Raw genomic sequence first — 23,004 nt, 5'->3', positions numbered from 1 at the left:
GACGATCTGATTGAAACTAAATAAATTCTTTTCACTCCATGAAGACAAATGTCGCCATGCGGCCGGTTTTAGAATTACGGCGATGAGAATAATATGTTTGATCCTCCGTGTAGCTACATCGCTCACCTCCAAGAACCTGTTCCACCCCTAAACTTTTCAATATATGGCGAGCAATCGCATACAGATCTGCGTAATACTTACCCTCTAGATCTCCCTTTTGAAATGCTGAACTTAATTCTGGAATCCTATCGCAGAATGTGTGCATTACTTCTTCACCCACTTCAAAGCATGGCTGACTAATTGCCGCACCTAACCACGCCCAAGAGGGTTGAGTGCTCATGGCATTGACTGTATTTTCAATAATGCCATTTGCCAATCCTCGCCAACCTGCATGCAAATTAGCGACTTCAGTACCATCTTTGTTACCGAGAACCACCGGTAAACAATCTGCCGTCATCATCATTAATGCATGTTGTTTTTGCTGTGTCACTAAACCATCGCCATTTAGGGCGTGTAAGCTCATGTCATCATTTACAACGTGACAGATTGTACTGTGCGTTTGGTTCATCCAAGTTAATCGATTCACCCCATAGACTGAAAAGTAATTTAACAAGCTCATTCTATGCCGATGAACACGTTCTGGTTGATCATTTACATGCAACGCCAAGTTAAAACCTTCTAAATCAGTCTGTGGTGTTTTCAGTGCGTGAGGGTGACTCAATTCTGTTTGTCCTACCACGACACCTTTGGGCAAACCTTGCACAATTTGCATGTAAACTTTCCTTTAATTTAGTAAGCCTTATTTTCCGTACGAAGAGTCTCAAGTAATGCTGTGAAATCTTCAGGCCATGGTGCTTCAAACATCATTTCTTCACCTGTCCGTGGATGTATTAACCCCAATTTTGATGCATGAAGCGCTTGACGTCTAAACTCTCGTAAATGAGTAGCAAGTTTTTCCGAAGCACCCGCAGGTACTTTGACACGACTGACATAAACTGGATCACCGACCAAAGGGAAACCAATATAAGTGAAATGCACACGAATCTGATGAGTACGTCCAGTTTCTAATTGTGCTTGAACACGTGTGAAATTTTGGAATCTTTCTTTCACATTATAGTGAGTCACGGCATCACGACCACCTGGTAAGATCGCCATTTTTACACGATCTACAGGATGACGTTTAATCGGCTCATCAATTTTACCGCCTGCAATAATATTGCCATAACAAATTAAATCATAAATTCGATAAACTGATTTTTTCGCTAACTGTTTACTTAAGGAAAATTGAGCTTCTAAATTTTTAGCTACAACCAAGAGACCACTGGTATCTTTATCGATACGGTGTACTAGACCAGCTCGAGATAATTCTGCTGATTTTGGAAAATGATATAAAAGAGCATTAACCAAAGTACCATTCGGGTTTCCTGCACCAGGATGTACAACCATCCCCACTGGCTTGTTAATGACTAAGATATCATCATCTTCATAAATAATATCTAAGGGAATATTTTCAGGTTGGCTGGTGACTTGGGCTTCAAGCTCTACATTAAGCGTGAGTAGCTCATTCCCTTCACTTTTATATTTTGGTTTCACAACTTGACCATTTACCAACAAATGACCATCCTTCAACCATTGTTTCAATTTTTCACGCGAAAATTCGTTCCAAGCGAGGGCTGCAACTTGATCTATTCGCTGACCAAGAGAACTCTCATCCACTTGAAATTGCAACGATAAACGTGTTGCAGTTGGGGCTGAAGTATGGTTATCTGCATCCTCAGAATCTTCAAGTAAATTGATGTCGATTTCTGGGAAATTAGAATTAGAAGTTTGTGCTGAAGTCATTTGCTCATTCGGACAAAAGTGGTTTAATAGTGCAATTGTAGCCTATTGCCCGTATAAACAGAGGAATTTTTATGTCGCTACCACGTTATAAAGTTACAATGCTTGCTTTATCGCTAGGCTTAGCAGCAACATTTGTGGGCTGTAGCAGTAATCCCAAGAAGGATGTTGTGGATACTGGACCTAAATCAACCGAACAATCTTATTTCGATAAAGCACAAAAAGCATTAGATCGTGGTCAATATAGCGATGCAGCACAATCATTAGAAGCAATTGAAACTTATTACCCTACAGGTCAATATACTCAACAAGCTCAACTCGATCTTTTATATGCTCGTTTTCAACAAAAAGACTATGAAGCTGTTATTGCGCTAGCAGACCGTTTTATTCGTTTAAATCCTCAACATCCTAATGTTGATTATGCTTACTATGTTCGTGGTGTGGCGAATATGGAGCAAAACTATGATGGTCTCATCCGCTATACATCACTCCAACAGGCTCATCGTGATGTCAGCTACTTAAAAGTTGCATATCAAAATTTTGTTGATTTCATTCGTCGTTTCCCAAGTAGTCAGTATGCTGTAGATGCTGCTCAGCGCATGAAATTTATTGGTCAAGAACTTGCTGAAAGTGAAATGAATGCGGCTCGCTTTAACTTAAAGCGTAAAGCTTGGCTTGCAGCAGTTGAGCGTGGACAATGGGTTGTGGAACATTTTCCTCAAACACCTCAAGTACCAGAAGCGCTTGCAACGCTTGCTTACGGATACGATAAACTCGGTGACAAGGCAACATCTCAACAATACGTTGAAGTGCTAAAGCTAAACTACCCTCATCTTGTGAAGTCTAATGGTGAGGTCGATTTACGCGCAGCACGTAAAGATGGAAGTTGGTTAAATCGTGCAACCTTGGGTATTTTAGGTCGTGAAGCACGCAGTCAAACAACGGCTGAAGTATCAGCAGAGCAATCTGACAACACCAATACACAACCCGGTTTATTGAATCGCTTAAGCTTTGGCTTGCTTGGTAATAAAGATCACAATGTGGAAAGTGCGCCAGCAAATGAAAGTATGTACGACCCACAGCGTCAATAATCCATTCTTACGAATCAAAAAAGGTGGGATTACCCACCTTTTTTATTGCATGGCTTTATTTATCGTCTTAAGTGTTTAGGATAGACTTAATTCAATCACTTTAGTCCTCATTCTTATGGCTTTTTAATTATGGCAATTCCACAACATACGATTGATCAAATTTTAGATCGAACTGACATCGTCGATCTTATTGGCCAACGTGTGAAATTAAAAAAGTCAGGTCGTACCTATTCAGGCTGTTGTCCTTTTCATCAAGAGAAAACACCTTCTTTTCACGTCTACCGTGATAAGCAATATTTCCACTGTTTCGGTTGCCAAGCCAATGGAAATGCTATTCGCTTTATGATGGATATTGATAATCGCAATTTCATCGAGGTGATTAAAGACCTGGCAAGCCAAACCGGTATCGAATTACCTAAAGACAATCAAGATAATAAAAAACTCTCATACAAGAGAGAACCTATTAAACCTAACCCAGAAAAGCAACCGCAGGCACCCATTGAAGCAGATGCAGGAGAAATCATTTCTCCGCCTGCTTCAGCTTTTGATGTAGATCCTTTTGAAGCATTTCAAAACTATGAATTCGATGAGTATCAATTTAATTCAGATGACTTGAATTCAGTTGAGGTCGCACCTGAAGGTAATTTATACGATCTTCTTGAAAATGTTGCTTTATTTTATGAAAAACAACTTCCAAATAGCCAAATTGCGCAACAGTATTTTCAGCGACGCGGACTAAGTGATACCACGATTAAGTATTGGCGATTAGGTTATGCGCCAGAAGATTGGCAACATCTTGAAAAAGCATTTCCGCAAGATATTGAAGGATTAAAACTACTCGGTTTGATCAGAACCAGTGATTCTGGTCGTGATTTTGATCTACTACGAGAACGTGTCATTTTTCCTATACGTGATGCAAAAGGTCGCGTTGTCGGATTTGGTGGACGAGCATTGAATGACGAGATCAAACCCAAATATATCAACTCGCCTGACTCTGAAGTTTTCCATAAAAACCAACTACTCTATGGCTTATATGAAGGTCGTAAGCTCAAAGCCAATCATTGGTTAATGGTTGAAGGTTACATGGATGTCATCGCATTACAGCAAGCTGGCATTCCTGGCGCAGTTGCCACCTTGGGGACGGCGAGCAATGCTGATCATTTGAATCTATTATTTAAACAAAACAATCAGTTAACTATTGCTTTTGATGGTGATTCGGCTGGTCAAAAAGCAGCTCGACGCACTTTAGAAATTGCACTTCCCCTCTTAAATGATGGTCGTGAACTGAAATTTTTTATTCTACCTGCGGAGCATGATCCTGACTCATTAGTTCGTAAGGACGGTGTTGAAACTTTCAATCGACTTTGGCAACAATCACCACTCTTATCAGAGTTTGCTTTTTCTCTTCTCAGTCAACAATATCAAATCAATACACCTGAAGGTAAAAGTCAGGTCATGGCTGAGTTAAATCAACTCACCAATCTGATGCCTAAGCAAGGTTCGTATCGCTATTTGATTCGTCAATATTTCAAAGAGAAATTAGGATTCAATAAAAAGTGGCAGCCTCAAGTGAGTCTTGACGCTTCATTATCATTTAATATTCGCACACGAGATGAAGATTTCGCAGTGGCAATGTTAATGTACCATCCTTTTCTTTATATTCATTTTGAAGTATTACGCGCAGTGATTCCTGAAGATGAATTGCTTGCAAAAGTATTAAAAATCTTTAATGTCATTTTTGATGATCTGCCAGATGACCAAGAGTTGGCGAGTTATTATATTTTGGGTGCATGTAGCCCATTTCATCATGAACTCTCTGAGATTTTAAAACGTACCAATATTCAAACACTCACTGAAGCCCCTGAAATGGCTGATAAACTTGCCTCAGAATACTCGCTTTCACTTCAAGAAAAATATCTGAGAATCAAATTTAAAGCAGCAAAATCATTAAACGAGTCTAAAAACTTAAGACAACAACTGAATGAGCTAACCAAAAAAATTGGACTACGCTTACTACATGAATAAATAAAAGCGGTCAGTGACCGCTTTTATTTTTTTAGTTTTCGCTGAGCACTAAAAATATCTTCTAAATGTTCTTTAATCGTTTCATAGACATCAGGATTTTCATCTTTAGCGACTTCTCTGAGTAAGATGGAAGTAGGATGTAATAGCTTTTGCGTCAAACGATGAGCCATTTCCTGCATGACAATGGCTGCATCATCGCCAGAGGCTAAACGATCTAATGCATGGTTTAATTCAAATGCTTTAACTTTATCTCCATGAGCACGATACTCACTAATTGTAGCTCCAGCTTGTGAAACTTTCTGCTGAGTCACCAATTGTGTTGCTAGTTGATTGACCATCACTTCAGCTTCAACAGCGGCTTGGCGTCGCTGCGCTAAGTTTTCATCAATAACACCTTGAAGATCGTCCACCCCATAAAGGTAAACACCATCCAAATTTTCAACCTTAGATTCAATATCGCGAGGAACAGCCAAATCCACCATCAACATTTGACGGTAACGACGTTTTTTGAGTGCTGACTTAACATCTTGATAGGAAATGACCTGATGTAAACTTCCTGTACAGCTTGAAATCACATCTGCGCGATGTAAATTTTGAGCTAAGTCAGCAAAAGGAATAATTTCAACCGCAACGCGATGTGATATTTCTTGCGCTAAAATTTCCGCCCGTTCCTGACCACGGTTACAAATTAAAATTTTAGCAACGCCCATTTCGGCTAAATGCTTTGCAACCAAGCTATTCATTTCACCTGCTGCAACCACCATAACGCTTAATTTTTCAGGCTTACTAAAAACTTGTAGTGCTAACTGTGCTACCGCATAACCCATGGATACAGCATGACTACCGACCGCTGTTTCTGAACGCACTTTCTTAGCAGCATAAAATGCATATTCAAAAATACGATTTAAATTTTGTGAAACAACTTCAGACTCTTTTGCTAAATTAAGTGCAGACTTAACTTGCCCCATAATCTGAGGCTCTCCAAGCATGAGTGAATCTAATCCTGATGCAACACGCATCAAATGTGTCACAGCATCTGTATTTTCATAACGGTAAATATGATTTTGTAATTGTTTTACATCAATGCCATTTTTTTGAGCGAGCCAATCTAATACCATCTCCGCATTATCGGCGATGGCGTAGACTTCAGTACGATTACAGGTTGACACCACAACCATATCGTTCAGCTGGTCATGGTGACTTTGTTCAGTCAACAATAGTTTTAACTTTTCAGGGTTAAAAGCAACTTGCTCTCGTAATTCAACTGAGGCTGTTTGATGGTTGACACCCAATGCAAAGAAAGACATATCAGATCATCAATTGGCTAAATTTATGCTATTGTGCAATAACGGTGTCATAAAAAGCAGTACTTGGATAAAAAAATTGCGTCAAACAATGAGCCGCACAACCGGCATAACAATTCGACAGTATTCTACCACACTCTTGTTAGTGAGTAGCATGACTTACAGTGCTCATATTAGAGCATCTGGAGAATTTTACCATGCCAATTTAAATCATAAAGTTTTACAACAGGCTATGGTTGCAGAATTTGCTTTAGCTGCACATGACACACCGACTGCTTTACACAACTATACCGTACTTGCAATCCAAACCAGTTCAACAGCTTTAAAACAACGTGCACTTAACGTCGCACTCGAACAAAACGACTTACAAGCCGCTTTAGATATTGCAACCCATTGGGTCGTGCAAGAACCCAAAGATGTACCTGCAAAATTCTATCTTGCGCATATCGCATTAAAGTCACACGAATATGAACTTGCTGCTGATGTGCTCGATGATATTTTAAATTTAGATCCTGAATCAGATTTAGAACAAATTCTTGAAGGAATTTCTCCGGAATCCCCTGAGGATCGAGCATATTTATTAAACACTTTGCGTAATAGTAAAACGCGTAACAATCCTTCAATTCTCGTTTTGATTGCGAGTTTACAAGCACAAAATAATGAAATCGAAAATGCCTTAATTACTTTAAATAAAGCATTAAAAAAACGCCCCAAATCAACAGGGTTTATCTTACTGAAAGCAAACTTACTCATGGCTTTAGGCGACGAAGAACAGACGCTAAAATGGTTTGAAAAAAGTGCTCGTAAAAATCGTAATAATTTAGAGCTCAGTCTGGCTGAAATCCGCTACTTAATTAAACTGAATAAAAATGAACAGGCGTTAAGCAAATTAAAACGCATCATAAAAAAATGGCCTGATTCGGAAGAAGCTCTTTTTATCGCTGGTCTAACCTCAATTGATCTCAAAGAATATGAGCTTGCTGAACAGTATTTGGTCGAACTACGTGCATCTGGACAGTATCAAAATGATGCTTATTTTTATTTGGCATTAAATGCTGAACGAAAACAACATTTTGAAACAGCTAAAGCTTATTATCGACTTGTAGATGGTAATTTATATATGGTTTCTAGACGAAATCTAATTTCAATCTATGACAAACAAAATCGCTTAAGTGATGTGCTGCGCTTTCTGACTCAGGAACGGGTGAATTACCCCCAACATGCGAGTTTCTTATATCAAGCACAAGCTGAAATACTCAAAAAAATGGGCAATAACAAAGCTGCCTTGGGCTTACTCAAAGAAGCGGCTAAAAACTTAACTGATGACCCTGAAATTTTATATTCTCAAGTCTTATTACTTGATCCATTTACGGATCGCGATCAATTAGATGAATTGCTTAAAAAATTACTCACGATCGAACCCAATAGTCCAACATATCTGAATGCGTATGCATATACTCTGGCGTTGCAAAATCGTCGTTTAGATGAGGCGAGACAATATGCCGAACAAGCTTTAGACAATGCCCCAGAACAAGCATCTATCTTAGATACCTTAGGCTATATCTGCTTTCTTCAAAACGATTTTGACACTTCCACCCGTGTACTTGCGAAAGCATATCAACTCAGCCAAAGTCCAAATATCGGCATTCGATATGCTAAATCGCTTTATATGCTGGGTTCACTGGAAGAATTTAGCCAAGTGTTACATCAACTCCATAAAAATCATCCAAATCATCCTCAATTGGATCAACTCGATAGTTTATTGTTGCCACAAAATATCAAAAAGAGTTAATACTGTATGATCTTAAATTTAAAATCATTATTGCTGATTGCCACAAGTAGTGCGCTTCTTGGGTTAACTGGCTGTCAAGCAATTCAAACTCAACCATCACCGCCAACAACGCAAAACCTTGAACAATCAAATCAATTTAATCTTCAGGGTAAAATTGGCGTTAAGACCCCCAAGCAATCAGGCAGTGCTTTTTTTACTTGGCAACAGCAAGATGAACAGTTTGATATCGAGTTAAGCGGAATTCTTGGAGTCGGTAAAACTCAAATCTCAGGTCAACCTGGTCAAGTGACACTGAACAGTGCCAAAACTGGTGAAATTACAGCCAACTCACCTGAAGAGTTATTGTTTCGTGCAACAGGTTGGGAAGCACCAATTACTTATTTAGTCGATTGGGTACAAGCTAAGCAAGCGACTGAAGAAGCTGAAATTCAAAAAGACGAATCGATGCGAATCAGTGAAATTAAAGAACAAGGTTGGCATATTCAATTATCTTACAACGGTCAATCTACACAACCAAACCGTTTGATTTTAAAGCAACAACTTGAAGATGGAACTGAAAATCGTATTACAATGGTAATTCAAAATCGTTAAGTTTGATTATTTATGATTCGTGTACCCTCCCCTGCAAAACTGAATTTGTTTTTACACATTACGGGGCGCCGTGAAAATGGTTACCATGAGTTGCAAACTATTTTTCAGTTGATAGATCTTTGTGATTGGATGGAATTTACTCCAATCTCTAACCAATCTATCTCCATTTCAGGCCTATCAGAAGTAAGTCTTGAACAAAATTTGATTTATCGTGCAATGATGATGCTGAAACCCTATGCCAAAAGTGAAAAATTAGGCATTCATGTCAACATCGAAAAAAATATACCGATGGGTGCAGGACTCGGTGGTGGCTCTTCAAATGCGGCTACCGCGTTATTAATCATGAATCAACTTTGGCAATGTGGCTTAAATCGTAATCAATTAGCAGAAATTGGTGTACAACTGGGTGCTGATGTTCCCATCTTCATCCATGGTCGTAATGCATGGGCAGAAGGTATTGGTGAACACTTAACATTCATAGACTTAGATCAGAAACAATACATTGTGTTAAAACCTGACTGTTTTATCAGCACTCAACTGCTTTTTTCACAAAAATCGTTGACAAGAGACACGAAGACCTCTAAATTTTGCGCCTATCAGATAAAGCCATCTGATTTCAGAAATAACTTTGAACCTCTGGCAAGAAGTCTATATGCTGAAGTCGATGAAGCAATGCAATATTTAGATCAGTTCGGTGTTGCAAAACTTACAGGTACAGGTGCTTGTGTTTTTACTGAAGTAACGACTGAAATGAACATTGATGACATTCTTGCTCATTCACCTTGTAAAGCTTACTTAGTGAATAGTTTAGAACAATCACCATTGAATCAAATCATCGTTTAAATGATAGGGGCGTCGCCAAGTGGTAAGGCAGCGGGTTTTGATCTCGCCATCCGTTGGTTCGAATCCAGCCGCCCCTGCCAATTTAGTTCAAAAAGACAGAACATTGGTATCATGAGTTGAGTCAAACAATCTTGACAAACCCATATAAAACCATTAAAGTTCTGCCGCATTAGGGGCGTCGCCAAGTGGTAAGGCAGCGGGTTTTGATCTCGCCATCCGTTGGTTCGAATCCAGCCGCCCCTGCCATCTCATTCTATACATTTCAACCGCCAAGGGTGCTTCATGCCCAATCTTGTCGTTTTTAGTGGAACTGCGCATCCACAATTCGCCCAAAAAGTCGTTAGCCACTTGCATATCCCTCTAGGTGCTGCATCTGTAGGTCAATTCTCTGATGGTGAAATCGCTGTCGAAATCACTGAGAATGTCCGTGGTAAAGACGTATTCATCGTTCAGCCTACTTGTGCTCCAACTAATGATAACCTTATGGAAATCTTAGTAATGGCAGATGCATTGCGTCGTGCAAGTGCTGGTCGTATCACTGCTGTGATTCCTTATTTCGGTTATGCTCGCCAAGACCGTCGTCCTCGTTCTTCACGTGTTCCAATTACTGCAAAAGTAGTAGCAGATATGCTAACAACTGTAGGTATTGACCGTGTTGTGATGATCGATCTTCATGCTGACCAAATTCAAGGTTTCTTCGACATCCCTGTAGACAACATTTACGGTACGCCAGCGCTTTTAGCTGACTTACGTCAACAGTCTCATGACAACCTTATGGTTGTTTCGCCAGACGTTGGTGGTGTTGTTCGTGCTCGTGCTGTTGCGAAACAAATGGGCGATATCGATTTAGCTATCATCGACAAACGTCGTCAAAAAGCAAATGAATCACAAGTGATGCATTTGATTGGTGATGTTAAAGATCGCGACTGTGTGATCGTTGATGACATGGTTGATACAGCTGGTACTTTATGTAAAGCCGCTGATGCATTGAAGACTTTTGGTGCGCGTCGTGTCGTAGCATATGCTACTCACCCTGTTTTATCTGGTAAAGCGATCGAGAATTTGAAAAACTCTGTTATCGACGAACTTGTTGTGACAGATACAATTCCGCTTTCAGAAGAAGCTTTAGCTCTTGGTAAGATTCGCCAAGTTTCAGTTGCGAGTATGGTTGCTGAAACAATTCGTCGTATTAACAACGAAGAATCTATTAGCGCAATGTTTGATTCTTATCTATAATAGAGCGCTAAAATTTTAAAGCCCTGCCTTTTGGTAGGGCTTTCTATCACTAGATCGGTCGCAGATCTAGTTCACTTAACTTAAATAGGATGTCTCTCATGGCAAACTTCGTATTAAATGCAGTAGCACGTGAAGAAGCAGTACAAGGGAAAGGTGCGAGCCGCCGCCTTCGTCTTCAATCTAAAGTTCCTGCTATCATCTATGGTGGTGATGCTGCACCTGTAGCAATTACACTTGAGCTTCGTCAGCTTGTTAAATACTTAGAAGACAACGCTTTCTTTGAAGAAGTAATTGAAATTGATGTTGATGGTAAAGTTGAAAGCGTTAAAATCCAAGCTTTACAACGTCACCCAGCTAAAAACACTCCAATGCACGCTGACTTCAAACGCGCATAAGTGTTGATGGTGTAAATTAGTGTCTCATATTTCACTGATTGTTGGTTTGGGCAACCCTGGTAAAGAGTATGCTCAAACCCGCCATAATGCAGGCTTCTGGTATGTAGAACGTCTTGCAGAACAATATGGCATAACACTTAAAAATGACCCTAAGTTTAATGGATTAAGTGGTCGCGGTAATGTAGAAGGACAAGATGTTCGACTTTTATTACCTTCAACCTTTATGAACCGTTCTGGTCAAAGTGTTGTACCCTTCGCAAAATTCTACCAAATCTCTCCAGAAGCAATGCTTATTGCTCACGATGAACTTGATATGGATCCAGGTATCATTCGCCTCAAAACGGGTGGTGGTCATGGTGGTCATAACGGTTTACGTGACATTGTTCCTCATACTGGCCCTAACTTCCATCGTTTACGTATTGGAATTGGACACCCTGGATCAAAAGACCGTGTATCAGGTCATGTTCTAGGTAAAGCACCCTCAAGTGAACAAACGCTCATTGACGATGCAATTCATCACGCACTAAGTCGTACAAAATTATTAGTGAATGGTGAAATTCAGCAGGCAATGAATCAAATAAATGCCTACAAGCCGTAGTTGATAAATTTAATTTTTGTTCAACAATTTTTCTTGCCACGATGAAAATTTGAGGGCAAAATGCGCTTTCAAATGCTTCACCCAAATTAAAAAACTGTTGTTTCTAGATAATAAAACAATCTTAGAACAACTCAGGAGACGCTTCCCATGCTATCTCGTTTATTAAAAGCTAAAATCCACCGTGCAGTTGTAACACAAGCTGAACTTCATTATGAAGGTTCATGTGCAATTGATGGTGTATTACTAGATTTAGCTGGTATTCGTGAATATGAAGAAATTCATATTTGGAATGTAACTAATGGCAAGCGTTTTACAACTTACGCAATCCGTGGTGAAGAAAACTCAGGTATTATTTCTGTAAATGGTGGTGCTGCTCACCAAGCAGATTTAGGTGACATTATTATTATCGCGACTTTCGGTGATTTTACTGTTGCAGAAGCTGATGCACATAAACCACGTTTGGTTTATGCAAATCCAGATAACACTGTGAATCACACAGCAAACTGTATTCCTGTCCAAGTTGCTTAATGATTGACTAAAAACTCGCTTACTTGAGCGAGTTTTTTTATAACAAATTATCATAGAATTACTCTTCATCCACCAACTGCAAGCTCTGGCTAATCCCATCTGCTCTTAACCAAGCTAATTCATAACTGGCATTCGCCAAAGCTAGAACCCGACGTTCAAACTCAGTCCAGATCGGTTTAACATGTGGAGCTGAAATACCTAAACCACTCTGCTCTGCTAAATGCTTGTTTTTTTCACAAATTTTAAGCGCATGATATAATTTTCGGCCTTTTGAAGCATTCTCCAATACTCGGATTCTTTTTGATTCAATGAATTTTTCCACCTCAGAAAGTTGAGCATGAGGAAGCATTGGAACCAAAATTTGATCCAGTTGTTGATCTAAACGTTTCCAAATACTCAGTCGTTGTTCCTCATTATAAGTATTCCACTGAATTACTTCGTGATTAAAACGTCGACAACCACGACATACCGCATCACCAAACACTGTTGAACAACGTCCCGCACATGGTGTTAATGAAGGGATTCGACGCGCTGTATTCAAAACATTTTCCTCATATAAAACCATAAATTTTCTATGGCTTTCTCGCATATTTTCAAAAATCGCGTTAGAATACGCGCCTGATTTTATCCCTATATTAATACATTTGGAGTACTCCATGAACGCTACTGTAGAACAGCTTGCACCTGTAGAACAGCAAGCGACCACTGGTTGGGTTGTTGCGGCACTTTATCAATTTAAAGAAGTTGAAGATTCTCTAGCACTTCAACAAAAATTACTTGAGTTGGTAAAAACCATCAACCTATGCGGTACTCTTATTGTTGCCCATGAAGGGATTAACGGAACAGTTGCAGGTGACCGCCATGCAATTGATGTCATTCATCAATTCCTTTTAAATGAAGGATTTAATGACATGGAATATAAAGAGTCACACAGTGACGAAAAACCATTCCGTAAAATGAAAATCAAACATAAAAAAGAAATCGTGACTTTAGGTGTTCCAGTGAAGCCACGCGACTTAGTTGGTCACTATCTAGACCCTAAAGAATGGAATGAACTCATTGCACGTGATGACGTGATCTTAGTCGATACAAGAAATGATTACGAATACAAAGCAGGCACATTCAAAGGGGCAATTGATCCAAAAACTGAAACGTTCCGCCAATTCCCTGAATATGTAAAAAACAATCTTGAACAGCATAAAGATAAAAAGATTGCCATGTTTTGTACAGGCGGGATTCGTTGTGAAAAATCAACTTCACTACTTCTTCAAGAAGGCTTTAAAGAGGTATATCACCTCAAAGGTGGTATTCTTAAATATTTAGAAGAAACCCCTCCTGAAGAAAGTTTATGGGAAGGTGAATGCTTTGTTTTTGATGGTCGTACTGCGGTTACACACGGAGTGGAAGAAGGTCAAAATGTGAAGTGCCATGCTTGTGGTTGGCCATTAACCCCTGAAGAAGTAGCATTACCAAGTTACGAACATGGCGTATCATGTGTTTATTGTATCGATAAAACAACAGAAAAGCAGAAAGAAGGTTTCCGTATGCGCCAGTCTCAGATTATTGCTGCAAAACGTAAACGCCTCTAAATAAAAAATATTTTATTTAACTTACAAAAGCGTTGTCTACATTACAGTGTAGATGACGCTTTTTACATTGAACAAACAAAATTTCAATTCTGATATATCACCATTACAAAGTTATTTTATAACAACACATAACACATGAAGTCATTCAGATAAATTTAATACGAAGGAAATAAATTTAGCTCAAGGATGAAAGTCATGAATCGATTGCCATTCAAATATCTTCCTATTCAACGGAATTTTGCTCACCATAATCATTTAGATCGTGTATCAGCTGTACCGACACATTTAAAATTTATATATCTCGATTCACATAATTCTGATGTTAGATTGCATATACGTAACCAATCCCATTATTTTATCGTAACGTTAGGTGCTTGTATCGGCGCAATTATTGCTTTAGCAATCGGTTTTCAGATGAGAAATTCAATGAGTCTTATCTTCATCATCAGCATAGCTCCCCTTCTCGTCAGCTATATCCTACGAGAAGTCTATGTTCATACACTTATACAAATTCAACATCCTAAATTAATGCATTAACTTAATTTCACTGTATTTTTTCTTAAAAACATCTAGCATAGGTTTAACTTTAAAATACAAATCACTTATGAAAGATTGGATCATTTCAGTGATGGAGCAAATGGGCTATTTCGGCATTGCTCTATTGATGTTTCTCGATAATGTTTTTCCACCTATACCCTCAGAGATTATTATGCCTTCAGCTGGCTATACCGCTTCTCAGGGTCAATTACTTTTGATCGGTGTCATTATTTCAGGAAGTATAGGTTCGCTCTTAGCTGCCGCTACGCTGTATTGGTTAGGACGTAAGATCTCTGATCAAAAGCTCTATGCGTTCGTTGAGAAATATGGCAAGTATTTATTTATTAAAGTAGCTGATGTTGATAAATCATTAGAATGGTTTGAAAGATATGGACATCGAATCGTTTTTTTTGGACGTATGGTTCCAGCAGTACGATCTCTGATTAGTATACCTGCAGGCATGAGCAAAATGCCTTTTGTAAAGTTTATGTTTTATAGTGGTTTAGGCACGGTTATATGGACCACCTTTTTAGCATATGTGGGTTATTATTTTGGAAATAATACTGAAATGATGCACAAAATATTTAGCCAAGTAAGCTATCTAATTATTGCTATTGTGATCAGCATAATCATTTGGATTGTGTACCGCAGACAAAAAAGAAAGAACTCAAAATAAAAAAAGCACCTTACGGTGCTTTTTAATTAGTTCGGCGTATGATACATCAAATACAATTCATTCAAGTTATCTGGAATTTCTTCTGCAAGCTCATCCATTAATTGACCGTTACGGCGGAAAGACTCCATTTGAGGATCTTCTTCGTCAACTCCACTAAACACCATAATTGGCAGAGTGAGATCAACCAATTGCTCTTCAAACTCAGGTGTGAACCATGCATCTTCATTTAAGAACATTGCATCGACAAAGCCTACACTCCAATCCCCAAGGCTTGACTCTACATCTGCTTCTTCAATTTCAAAAGGAAATTCAATACCTTCTTCATTGGCAAGTTTTTGACGTAAATCTTCTAACCAAAGTTTAATTTGAGCTACGATCTCTGCAGGCACTTTCTTTTGATTATTGTCAAATAACTCATCCAACCAACGATCAAATTGAGGACCTACAGCTGTCGCACACAAAAAACCATGAGTTGCAGCAAAATCTAGACCATGCTCATTTTGGTCGCCATCTAAGTAGTCACTTAACAAGTCTAAATCTAATGCACTCATTGTATTTCCAAAGGTTGTATCTTAATTCCGTAGAATAACATTTTAGATCAGGATACCCAATCTAATTTAGTCTTCATCATCGTCGAAATCATCATCGTCAAAATCATATTCAAGATCTTTCAATTCACGATCTAAACGACGCTGTGCAAGTAAGTCATCAATCAAGCGACGCTTTTCTAATGATTCTTTGGCGCTAATTTTGCTCGTAGTTTCATCAAAACTAACATCATCATCACCGTAGTTATCATCTAGTTCAAAATCTGTAGAAGACACTAAAACTACCTCATGTGTGAAAAAATGAATGGGGCTAGGCGCTATTTATCTTTGTTCAGAATACTTGTCAAGTTTTATTTTATTTTTCGCTGATATTTATACAAATTTTAGTTTTTTTTGGACAAAAAAATATGTCATTATTTAATCAAGGATCAAATCCTTATTGCTGGTTTAAAATAAAAAGCATGATGTGCTTGAAATGAACAATTTTGACCCAATATTGACTTAAACAACTTAATTCATTGGTTTTCAAAACCAATTATACTGAGTTAATACGATACTAAAGATAAGTTAATTGTGCTAGAATGCACGGTTTTTCCCCGCCACAGATTCAACGAGAAGAGAGCAAAGATGAGCGATATGCATTCCCCTACTTCACAAGTAGCGGCTCTGATTAGCCGAGGCAAAGAACAAGGTTACTTAACCTACGCTGAGGTTAACGATCATCTCCCAGACTCGATCACTGAAAGCGAACAGATTGAAGATATCATTCAGATGCTTCAAGACGTCGGTATTCCTGTACACGAACGTGCGCCAGAATCTGACGATGCAATGTTTGATGGTAGTAGCGCAGAAACGACTGACGAAGTTGCTGAAGAAGAAGCAGCTGCAGTTTTAGCATCTGTAGAAAATGAGCCTGGTCGTACAACTGACCCTGTTCGTATGTATATGCGAGAAATGGGAACAGTTGAACTGTTGACTCGTGAAGGCGAAATTCAGATTGCAAAACGTATCGAAGAAGGTATTCGTGACGTTTTAAACTCAATTGCTTATTGGCCAAATGCGGTTGAAGTTGTATTACAAGAATATAAAGATTACGAAACTGGCGAGCGTCGTTTAGCCGATATCCTTTCAGGCTATTTAGATCCAGAGTCTGATGAAGAAATTCCAGAAGTTTTAGAAGAAGTTGATGCTGATCTTGAAGAAGAAACAGAGACTAAACCAACTAAAGATGTAAAACTTGATGACGATGATGAAGAAGAGTCTGAAAGTGATGATGATTCTGAGGGTGATTCAGGTCCAGACCCTGAAATCGCAAAAGTGCGTTTTGCAGAGTTAGAAGCTGCGTGGAATGCGACTAAAGATGCGATCGCAAAACATGGTCGTAACAGTAAAGAAGGTAAAGCAGCTCTTGAGTCGCTCGCAACCGTCTTTATGATGTTTAAGTTCACACCACGTTTGTTTGACATCATTTCTGAAATGATTCGTGGCACGCATGAACAAATTCGTACAGCAGAACGTGAAGTAATGCGCTACGCAGTTCGTCGTGGTCGTATGGATCGTACTCAATTCCGTACAACGTTCCCTGGTCAAGAATCAAACCCAGCTTGGTTAGATGAGCAAATTGCTAAAGCCACTGCTGACCAAAAACCATACTTAGAGAAAGTACGCCCTGACGTTCTTGCTTTCCAACAAAAAATCGCTGATATCGAAAAAGATCTCGACCTTACTGTACGTGAAATTAAAGATATTTCTAAACGTATGGCGATTGGTGAAGCAAAAGCACGTCGTGCTAAAAAAGAAATGGTTGAGGCGAACTTACGTTTGGTCATCTCCATCGCGAAAAAATATACCAACCGTGGTTTACAGTTCCTCGATCTGATTCAGGAAGGTAACATTGGCTTGATGAAAGCCGTAGATAAGTTTGAATACCGTCGTGGTTATAAGTTCTCGACTTATGCAACTTGGTGGATTCGTCAGGCGATTACACGTTCAATTGCTGACCAAGCACGTACGATTCGTATCCCTGTACATATGATTGAAACCATTAACAAGATCAACCGCGTATCTCGTCAATTGCTTCAAGAAATGGGACGTGAACCTACCCCTGAAGAGTTAGGTGAACGCCTTGAAATGGATGAAGTCAAAGTTCGTAAAGTGCTTAAGATCGCTAAAGAACCAATTTCGATGGAGACACCGATCGGTGATGATGAAGACTCACATCTTGGTGACTTCATTGAAGATGGTAACATCACTTCACCAGTTGATGCTGCAACTTCAGAAGGCTTGAAAGAAGCAACACGTGAGGTACTTGAAAACCTCACTGAACGTGAAGCTAAAGTCTTGAAGATGCGTTTTGGTATTGATATGCCGACGGACCACACGTTGGAAGAAGTTGGTAAACAGTTTGATGTAACACGCGAACGTATTCGACAGATCGAAGCAAAAGCGTTACGTAAATTACGTCATCCATCGCGTTCTGAACATTTACGCTCGTTCCTTGAGAATGACTAATCTATCCATAGGATAATACAGGCTTGAATATGGGGGACACTCCCCCATAATATAAAGCATGTAGCAAATAATTCTAAATACCTGCGCCTAGCAGGTATTTTTACTAATGAGGTGTCCTATGACTGACATGATCGATCGCACTCCATCACGCGAACTACAAGAACATCTTTGGGTGTTTCCGATGGATTATCCAATTAAATTGATTGGTCTTGCAGGTGAGGATTTACGCAAAGCCGTGAATGACATTTTTGTTAAACATTTCCCTGATTTTGATGGGAATGCAATGACAGTGACACCATCGCGTACAGGCAAGTATCATTCAATTACTGCGCAACTTCGTTTTGAAGAGCTTGAGCAAGTACATCAAGTATATGCAGACTTGGCTGCTTGCCCTTTAATTAAAACTGCACTTTAATAAAAAACACGCTTCATGCGTGTTTTTTTATGTTTGTTAATTATTCATCAAGTATGTGCCTAGGTCACACTTAATTCAACAATATTGTCTATAATAAAACTCATTTTTGAATGTGAGCCTTAACCTCCGTGGATGTCAAAACCAAACCTCAATTGATTATTCGTCACTATACCCAAACCACTTCTTATGAAGATCGCTTCCAAGAAATGAAGCTGATGACAGAACAGCGTGACGAACAAACAGCAGATGAATTTTGGATTTTGCAGCACAATTCTGTGCTTACCCAAGGACAAGCTGGCAAACCAGAACATATATTAGTGCCTAGCCATATCCCAGTTGTTCAAACTGATCGTGGTGGACAAGTCACTTGGCATGGTCCAGGACAATTAGTTGCATATTTTATGTTTGATTTAAATCGATTAGGCTGGAATGTCCGTACTTTAGTCAGCTATGCAGAAAATGTCATGATCGATTTATTAAAAAAATACGGTATCGAAGCTTATGCTAAACCAGATGCACCTGGTGTTTATGTTGATGGTAGAAAAATTGGATCTCTGGGCTTTAAAATCCGAAAAGGTCGCAGTTATCATGGACTCTCACTTAATATAGATTGTGACCTGGAAGGCTTCCAAACTATTAATCCATGTGGTTATGCAGGTCTTGAAATGGTCAGAATCTCTGATTTGATAAATCCCTACCCAAGTTTTGATATGTTAGTTCAAGACCTCATTGCCTATCTAAAAAAAAGTGACCTGTTCAGTCAAATTATCGTGAATGATCATTAAAACTCCTTTACTTTGTCATTAGATAATTTTAGAGTATTTACTCTAAATTATAAAACTATGTGATAAGGGACAAGTGAGTGATTTCTATTAACTCTGTAAAGCCCGCGCTAGAACAAGCTTATGTCAAACTCATGCTTGACGTGATTGGCAGAGGCTTAGCGATGGCAAGTCAAGTCGATGAAGAAATAAAACAGGAAATTGCTAAATTTCCTGTCGGCTTCACGATTTCAATGGACGTTTTCAACAGTGATGCAGCATTTATTGCACAAGTGAATCCACAACATCAACTTGTCTTAATCGACCATGCATCAAAAAAACCAGATTTAACGATTACCTTTAAACATATGCATCATGCTTTTTTGGTATTTTCTTTCCAAGAAAGTACTGCACAAGCATTTGCAAATGACCGTATGATTGCTGATGGCGATTTAGGTCATGCAATACGTTTAGTGCGTTGTCTGAATAAAATGGAAGCCCTTATTCTTCCAAAATTAGTCGCTGAACTTGCAGTCAAAGAATATCCAGTCAATCTGTCATTAAAAGAAAAATTGACAGGTGCAGCAAATATTTATCTCAAAGTTGCTCAGTCATATATTAAAGGGAGTGCTTAAGCATGGCTAAACCATATTACGAATTTTTCTGTCCAGTTAAAGTGATTGCCGGTAATGCTGCGCTTGAACACATTCCATTTGAGCTAGATTCAATGGGTTCAAAAAAACCACTTATTATCACAGACAAAGGCGTACGTGCCAATGGTCTACTTGAACCAGTAGAAGCTGCTTTTGCAGCAACAGAAGTAAAAATTGGCTCAATTTTTGATGAAGTTCCGCCGGACTCAAGTTTAGAAACAGTAAAAGCAGTGACTGAGATGTATCGTAACAATCAATGCGATGCAATTATTGCAATTGGTGGTGGTTCAGTCATCGATACAGCAAAAGCTGCAAATATTCTCGTCTCGGAAGGAGGCGATGACCTTCTGAAATATTCAGGTGCTCACAACCTGCCTCGCCCATTAAAGCCTTTTTTTGTTATCCCAACAACATCAGGTACAGGCTCTGAAGTCACGATGGTTGCTGTGGTTTCAGATACAGCGAATAATCAAAAAATGGCATTTGCTTCAAAATATTTAATGCCTAGTGCTGCAATTTTAGATCCACGTATGACTTTAACACTACCTCCACACCTGACAGCAATGACAGGAATGGATGCAATGACACATGCAGTTGAGGCCTATACGTGTTTGGCAGCGAATCCTATCAGTGATGCTTACGCTACTGCTGCAATTAAAAAAATTAGTGAAAACTTGTTTAAAGTTTTGGAAAATCCAAAAGATGCTGATGCCCGTTTAGAACTTGCTCAAGCATCGACCATGGCTGGTATTGCATTCTCAAACGCAATGGTCGGTATTGTTCACTCCCTTGGACATGCTTTAGGTGCCGTTGCTCACTTACCACATGGTTTGTGCATGAACTTATTCCTCCCTTATGTGCTTGATTACAACAAGGATGTGAATGGCGATAAGATTGCTGATCTGTTATTACCGCTTGCAGGTACTGATATCTATGCACAGACACCAGCAAATCAACGTGCAGATAAAGCTATTGCGATTATCAACACAATGCGTGATCGCATTTATGATTTAACTAAACTGCCACGTACATTACGTGAGACAGGCAAAGTTACGCAATCTCAATTAGATGAAGTTGCCGAAAAAGCGTTAAATGACGGATCAATCATTTTCAACCCTAAAGAAGCAACATTAAAAGATTTGAAATCTATCTTAGAAAAAGCTTGGTAAATTTCTCAAAATAAGTAAAGATACGCTTAAAACTAGCCTGATGTTTTTTTAGACATCAGGCTTTTCATTTGTTAGTTGTTTTAACTCATGAGTTCAATACCTTTGGCATAAATCCTGCTAAAAAAACTCGCACAAACTACTGACAAACTGCATCAATTTGGTTTAGATTGGCGCACTTTTGAAAAAACATTAGGGGGGATCGTTCGTCTCAAACGATCCTTAATTGATTTGACTGATCCTTGATCAACGATTAAGAGGATAAAGCCGTTGACTAATATAACTGGGACTCAATCGGCAGCTAAACTGCAAAAAACGCTAGGACTCTGGCACATCATTATTATCGGTTTAGCTTATATTCAGCCAATGACGTTGTTTGATACTTTCGGTTTGGTATCAGAAGAAAGTAATTTCCACGTTCCTACATCATATATTTTTGCACTTGTTGCAATCCTACTGACTTCATTGAGTTATGGTCATATGATCCGTAGATATCCATCTTCAGGTTCAGCGTATACCTATGCTCAAAAATCTATCCACCCTAACGTTGGTTTTATGGTTGGCTGGTCATCATGGTTAGATTACCTGCTCTCACCCATGGTCAACATCATCCTTGCGGTGATTTATCTTGAGGCTTTATTCCCTGATGTCAATCATTGGGTCTGGGTCATTGTGCTTACAGCATTTATGACAGGTATTAACCTTCGTGGTGCGCGATTTGTTGCAAATTTCAACAGCTTAATTGTATTCGTACAATTAATTGTGATCGCTGTATTTACATGGATGGTCTATACCAAGCTCCAAATGGGATATAACGCGGATGGTCCAATCTCTGCTGAACAACGCTACCAACTTTGGAGTTTAGAACCATTTTGGAATGAGTTAACTTCAGTGGGTGCCTTAATCACAGGTGCGACATTACTCTGCTTCTCATTCACAGGATTTGACTCACTCAGTTCTCTCGCCGAAGAAACTAAAGATACTGAGAAAACGCTACCAAAAGCGATTTTCTTAACTGCTTTAATTGCAGGGATTATCTTTATCGTCAGCACTTACTTCATGCAGATCTATTTCCCTAATAATCCGGGATCATACTTCCAGAATATTGCAGAAACTCAACCTGAAATTTTGTTGTTGGTTGGTGGATCTTTGTTCCAGTCTTATGTACTTGCATTTGCCATCATTACTGTTATGGCATCTGGTATTTCTGCGCATGCAGGTGTATCACGCCTCATGTATGTTATGGGACGCGATGGTGTCATCAATAAGAAAATTTTTGGTCACATCAGCCCTAAAAACTTCACTCCATCATATAACATCATGATTGTAGGTGCAGTCGCATTAACCGCTGGTTTTATGGATTTAGACTTTGTCATTTCATTAATTAGCTTCGGTGCGTTAACAGCATTTAGCTTTGTGAACTTATCTGTTATCTCACGGTATGCGTTACGTGATGGTCGTACTAAAACAGCGAAAGAAATTATTAATTTCGTTATCGTACCATTACTCGGTTTTATTGCAGTATTTGCATTGTGGTTAGAGGTCGATCAAGCATCGCTTAAATATGGTTTGATTTGGGCGATTGGTGGTATTTTGTATTTAGGTTATAAAACCAAAGGCTTTAAATACCCTGCTCCTCAACATGATGAGTTTAATGATCGTTAAAAATTGATTTTTTAGAAAAGGCGCTTAGGCGCCTTTTTTTATTATGCAAATTCACCAAAATGATCAAACATCAATCAAAATTTCTAATTTAAAAAATAAACTCTACATCCTAATAGGCAGCTTTATTTCAAAATAATGAGAGAAATAACACATTTAAACGCAAATACATGAAATTAAATAAAAAATGATTGGCAAAAAATTACATATTTGTCAGGATACTCATTGACCAAAAATTACACGA

Annotated in this window: 24 protein-coding genes and 2 tRNA genes; 20 read left to right on the top strand and 6 right to left on the bottom strand. The window is 38.9% G+C overall.

Features of this window, described 5'->3' with window-relative positions; all coding sequences use genetic code 11:
- Positions 1-31: 31 nt before the first annotated feature.
- Positions 32-772 carry a peptidoglycan editing factor PgeF gene (gene pgeF / locus AC1M9L_RS07585; protein ID WP_481591786.1) on the bottom strand — a complete coding sequence of 247 codons (741 nt, stop codon included), beginning with the start codon at positions 770-772 and terminating at the stop codon, positions 32-34.
- 17 nt (positions 773-789) lie between these two features.
- Complete coding sequence (gene rluD / locus AC1M9L_RS07580; protein WP_481591785.1) at positions 790-1,842, bottom strand: 23S rRNA pseudouridine(1911/1915/1917) synthase RluD; 1,053 nt, start codon at positions 1,840-1,842, stop codon at positions 790-792.
- 71 nt (positions 1,843-1,913) lie between these two features.
- Here rluD and AC1M9L_RS07575 point away from each other — a divergent pair, with 71 nt between their 5' ends.
- On the top strand, positions 1,914-2,930 hold the full coding sequence (locus tag AC1M9L_RS07575) for an outer membrane protein assembly factor BamD (RefSeq protein ID WP_481591784.1): 1,017 nt from the start codon (positions 1,914-1,916) through the stop codon (positions 2,928-2,930).
- Positions 2,931-3,059: 129 nt separating this feature from the next.
- The gene (locus tag AC1M9L_RS07570; protein ID WP_481586485.1) at positions 3,060-4,955 is read left to right on the top strand and encodes a DNA primase; all 1,896 of its coding nucleotides are present in this window, start codon (positions 3,060-3,062) and stop codon (positions 4,953-4,955) included.
- A 23-nt stretch (positions 4,956-4,978) separates the two neighbouring features.
- Here the strand turns inward: AC1M9L_RS07570 and hemA are convergent, their stop codons facing one another.
- A complete protein-coding gene (gene hemA, locus AC1M9L_RS07565; RefSeq protein ID WP_481591783.1) occupies positions 4,979-6,262 on the bottom strand; it encodes a glutamyl-tRNA reductase in 1,284 nt (427 codons plus the stop codon).
- A 76-nt stretch (positions 6,263-6,338) separates the two neighbouring features.
- Here hemA and AC1M9L_RS07560 point away from each other — a divergent pair, with 76 nt between their 5' ends.
- From AC1M9L_RS07560 to panD, 9 genes are all read left to right on the top strand, one after another.
- On the top strand, positions 6,339-8,051 hold the full coding sequence (locus AC1M9L_RS07560) for a tetratricopeptide repeat protein (RefSeq protein ID WP_481591782.1): 1,713 nt from the start codon (positions 6,339-6,341) through the stop codon (positions 8,049-8,051).
- A 6-nt stretch (positions 8,052-8,057) separates the two neighbouring features.
- On the top strand, positions 8,058-8,642 hold the full coding sequence (gene lolB / locus AC1M9L_RS07555; RefSeq protein ID WP_092766842.1) for a lipoprotein insertase outer membrane protein LolB: 585 nt from the start codon (positions 8,058-8,060) through the stop codon (positions 8,640-8,642).
- Positions 8,643-8,654: 12 nt separating this feature from the next.
- A complete protein-coding gene (gene ispE / locus AC1M9L_RS07550; protein ID WP_481591781.1) occupies positions 8,655-9,485 on the top strand; it encodes a 4-(cytidine 5'-diphospho)-2-C-methyl-D-erythritol kinase in 831 nt (276 codons plus the stop codon).
- 5 nt (positions 9,486-9,490) lie between these two features.
- Positions 9,491-9,565, top strand: a tRNA-Gln gene (locus tag AC1M9L_RS07545).
- A gap of 91 nt (positions 9,566-9,656) precedes the next feature.
- A tRNA-Gln gene (locus tag AC1M9L_RS07540) sits at positions 9,657-9,731 on the top strand.
- A gap of 36 nt (positions 9,732-9,767) precedes the next feature.
- On the top strand, positions 9,768-10,721 hold the full coding sequence (locus AC1M9L_RS07535; protein WP_035269283.1) for a ribose-phosphate pyrophosphokinase: 954 nt from the start codon (positions 9,768-9,770) through the stop codon (positions 10,719-10,721).
- 98 nt (positions 10,722-10,819) lie between these two features.
- Positions 10,820-11,116, top strand: coding sequence for a 50S ribosomal protein L25 (rplY, locus tag AC1M9L_RS07530; protein WP_035269282.1), 297 nt, complete (start codon positions 10,820-10,822; stop codon positions 11,114-11,116).
- A gap of 19 nt (positions 11,117-11,135) precedes the next feature.
- The gene (gene pth / locus AC1M9L_RS07525; protein WP_035269278.1) at positions 11,136-11,714 is read left to right on the top strand and encodes an aminoacyl-tRNA hydrolase; all 579 of its coding nucleotides are present in this window, start codon (positions 11,136-11,138) and stop codon (positions 11,712-11,714) included.
- Between the two features lie 147 nt (positions 11,715-11,861).
- Positions 11,862-12,242, top strand: a complete 381-nt coding sequence (gene panD / locus AC1M9L_RS07520; protein WP_035269276.1) for an aspartate 1-decarboxylase — start codon at positions 11,862-11,864, stop codon at positions 12,240-12,242.
- Positions 12,243-12,300: 58 nt separating this feature from the next.
- On the opposite strand, the gene AC1M9L_RS07515 is transcribed toward panD, so the two are convergent.
- Positions 12,301-12,807 (bottom strand): DUF1289 domain-containing protein, encoded by a 507-nt coding sequence (locus AC1M9L_RS07515; RefSeq protein ID WP_180027954.1) that lies wholly within the window; start codon positions 12,805-12,807, stop codon positions 12,301-12,303.
- 91 nt (positions 12,808-12,898) lie between these two features.
- On the opposite strand from AC1M9L_RS07515, the gene trhO reads away from it, so the two are divergent.
- The 3 genes from trhO (at position 12,899) to AC1M9L_RS07500 (ending at position 15,044) form a co-directional block, all read left to right on the top strand.
- Positions 12,899-13,831, top strand: coding sequence for an oxygen-dependent tRNA uridine(34) hydroxylase TrhO (gene trhO, locus AC1M9L_RS07510; RefSeq protein WP_481591780.1), 933 nt, complete (start codon positions 12,899-12,901; stop codon positions 13,829-13,831).
- A gap of 195 nt (positions 13,832-14,026) precedes the next feature.
- A complete protein-coding gene (locus AC1M9L_RS07505; RefSeq protein WP_481591779.1) occupies positions 14,027-14,368 on the top strand; it encodes a hypothetical protein in 342 nt (113 codons plus the stop codon).
- Between the two features lie 67 nt (positions 14,369-14,435).
- Entirely contained in the window at positions 14,436-15,044 is a 609-nt protein-coding gene (locus AC1M9L_RS07500) for a DedA family protein (RefSeq protein WP_481591778.1), read from the top strand.
- Between the two features lie 26 nt (positions 15,045-15,070).
- On the opposite strand, the gene AC1M9L_RS07495 is transcribed toward AC1M9L_RS07500, so the two are convergent.
- Positions 15,071-15,595 carry a YecA/YgfB family protein gene (locus AC1M9L_RS07495; RefSeq protein WP_179997742.1) on the bottom strand — a complete coding sequence of 175 codons (525 nt, stop codon included), beginning with the start codon at positions 15,593-15,595 and terminating at the stop codon, positions 15,071-15,073.
- Between the two features lie 66 nt (positions 15,596-15,661).
- Entirely contained in the window at positions 15,662-15,868 is a 207-nt protein-coding gene (locus AC1M9L_RS07490) for a PA3496 family putative envelope integrity protein (RefSeq protein ID WP_092766845.1), read from the bottom strand.
- Between the two features lie 297 nt (positions 15,869-16,165).
- Between AC1M9L_RS07490 and rpoD the strand changes: the two genes are divergently transcribed.
- The 6 genes from rpoD (at position 16,166) to AC1M9L_RS07460 (ending at position 22,763) form a co-directional block, all read left to right on the top strand.
- On the top strand, positions 16,166-18,103 hold the full coding sequence (gene rpoD, locus AC1M9L_RS07485; RefSeq protein WP_228133303.1) for an RNA polymerase sigma factor RpoD: 1,938 nt from the start codon (positions 16,166-16,168) through the stop codon (positions 18,101-18,103).
- A gap of 127 nt (positions 18,104-18,230) precedes the next feature.
- Positions 18,231-18,518, top strand: coding sequence for a YbeD family protein (locus AC1M9L_RS07480; RefSeq protein WP_035270687.1), 288 nt, complete (start codon positions 18,231-18,233; stop codon positions 18,516-18,518).
- Between the two features lie 128 nt (positions 18,519-18,646).
- Positions 18,647-19,303 carry a lipoyl(octanoyl) transferase LipB gene (lipB, locus tag AC1M9L_RS07475; RefSeq protein ID WP_035267889.1) on the top strand — a complete coding sequence of 219 codons (657 nt, stop codon included), beginning with the start codon at positions 18,647-18,649 and terminating at the stop codon, positions 19,301-19,303.
- A 77-nt stretch (positions 19,304-19,380) separates the two neighbouring features.
- Complete coding sequence (locus tag AC1M9L_RS07470) at positions 19,381-19,914, top strand: hypothetical protein (protein ID WP_035267888.1); 534 nt, start codon at positions 19,381-19,383, stop codon at positions 19,912-19,914.
- Between the two features lie 2 nt (positions 19,915-19,916).
- The gene (locus tag AC1M9L_RS07465) at positions 19,917-21,101 is read left to right on the top strand and encodes an iron-containing alcohol dehydrogenase (RefSeq protein ID WP_481591777.1); all 1,185 of its coding nucleotides are present in this window, start codon (positions 19,917-19,919) and stop codon (positions 21,099-21,101) included.
- Positions 21,102-21,368: 267 nt separating this feature from the next.
- Positions 21,369-22,763: an APC family permease gene (locus AC1M9L_RS07460; protein WP_035267885.1), complete on the top strand. Its 1,395-nt coding sequence runs from the start codon at positions 21,369-21,371 to the stop codon at positions 22,761-22,763.
- Positions 22,764-23,004: the final 241 nt, after the last annotated feature.

Source organism: Acinetobacter sp. ANC_7511, assembly GCF_056779975.1.
This window is presented reverse-complemented; position numbering and strand designations above follow the sequence as displayed.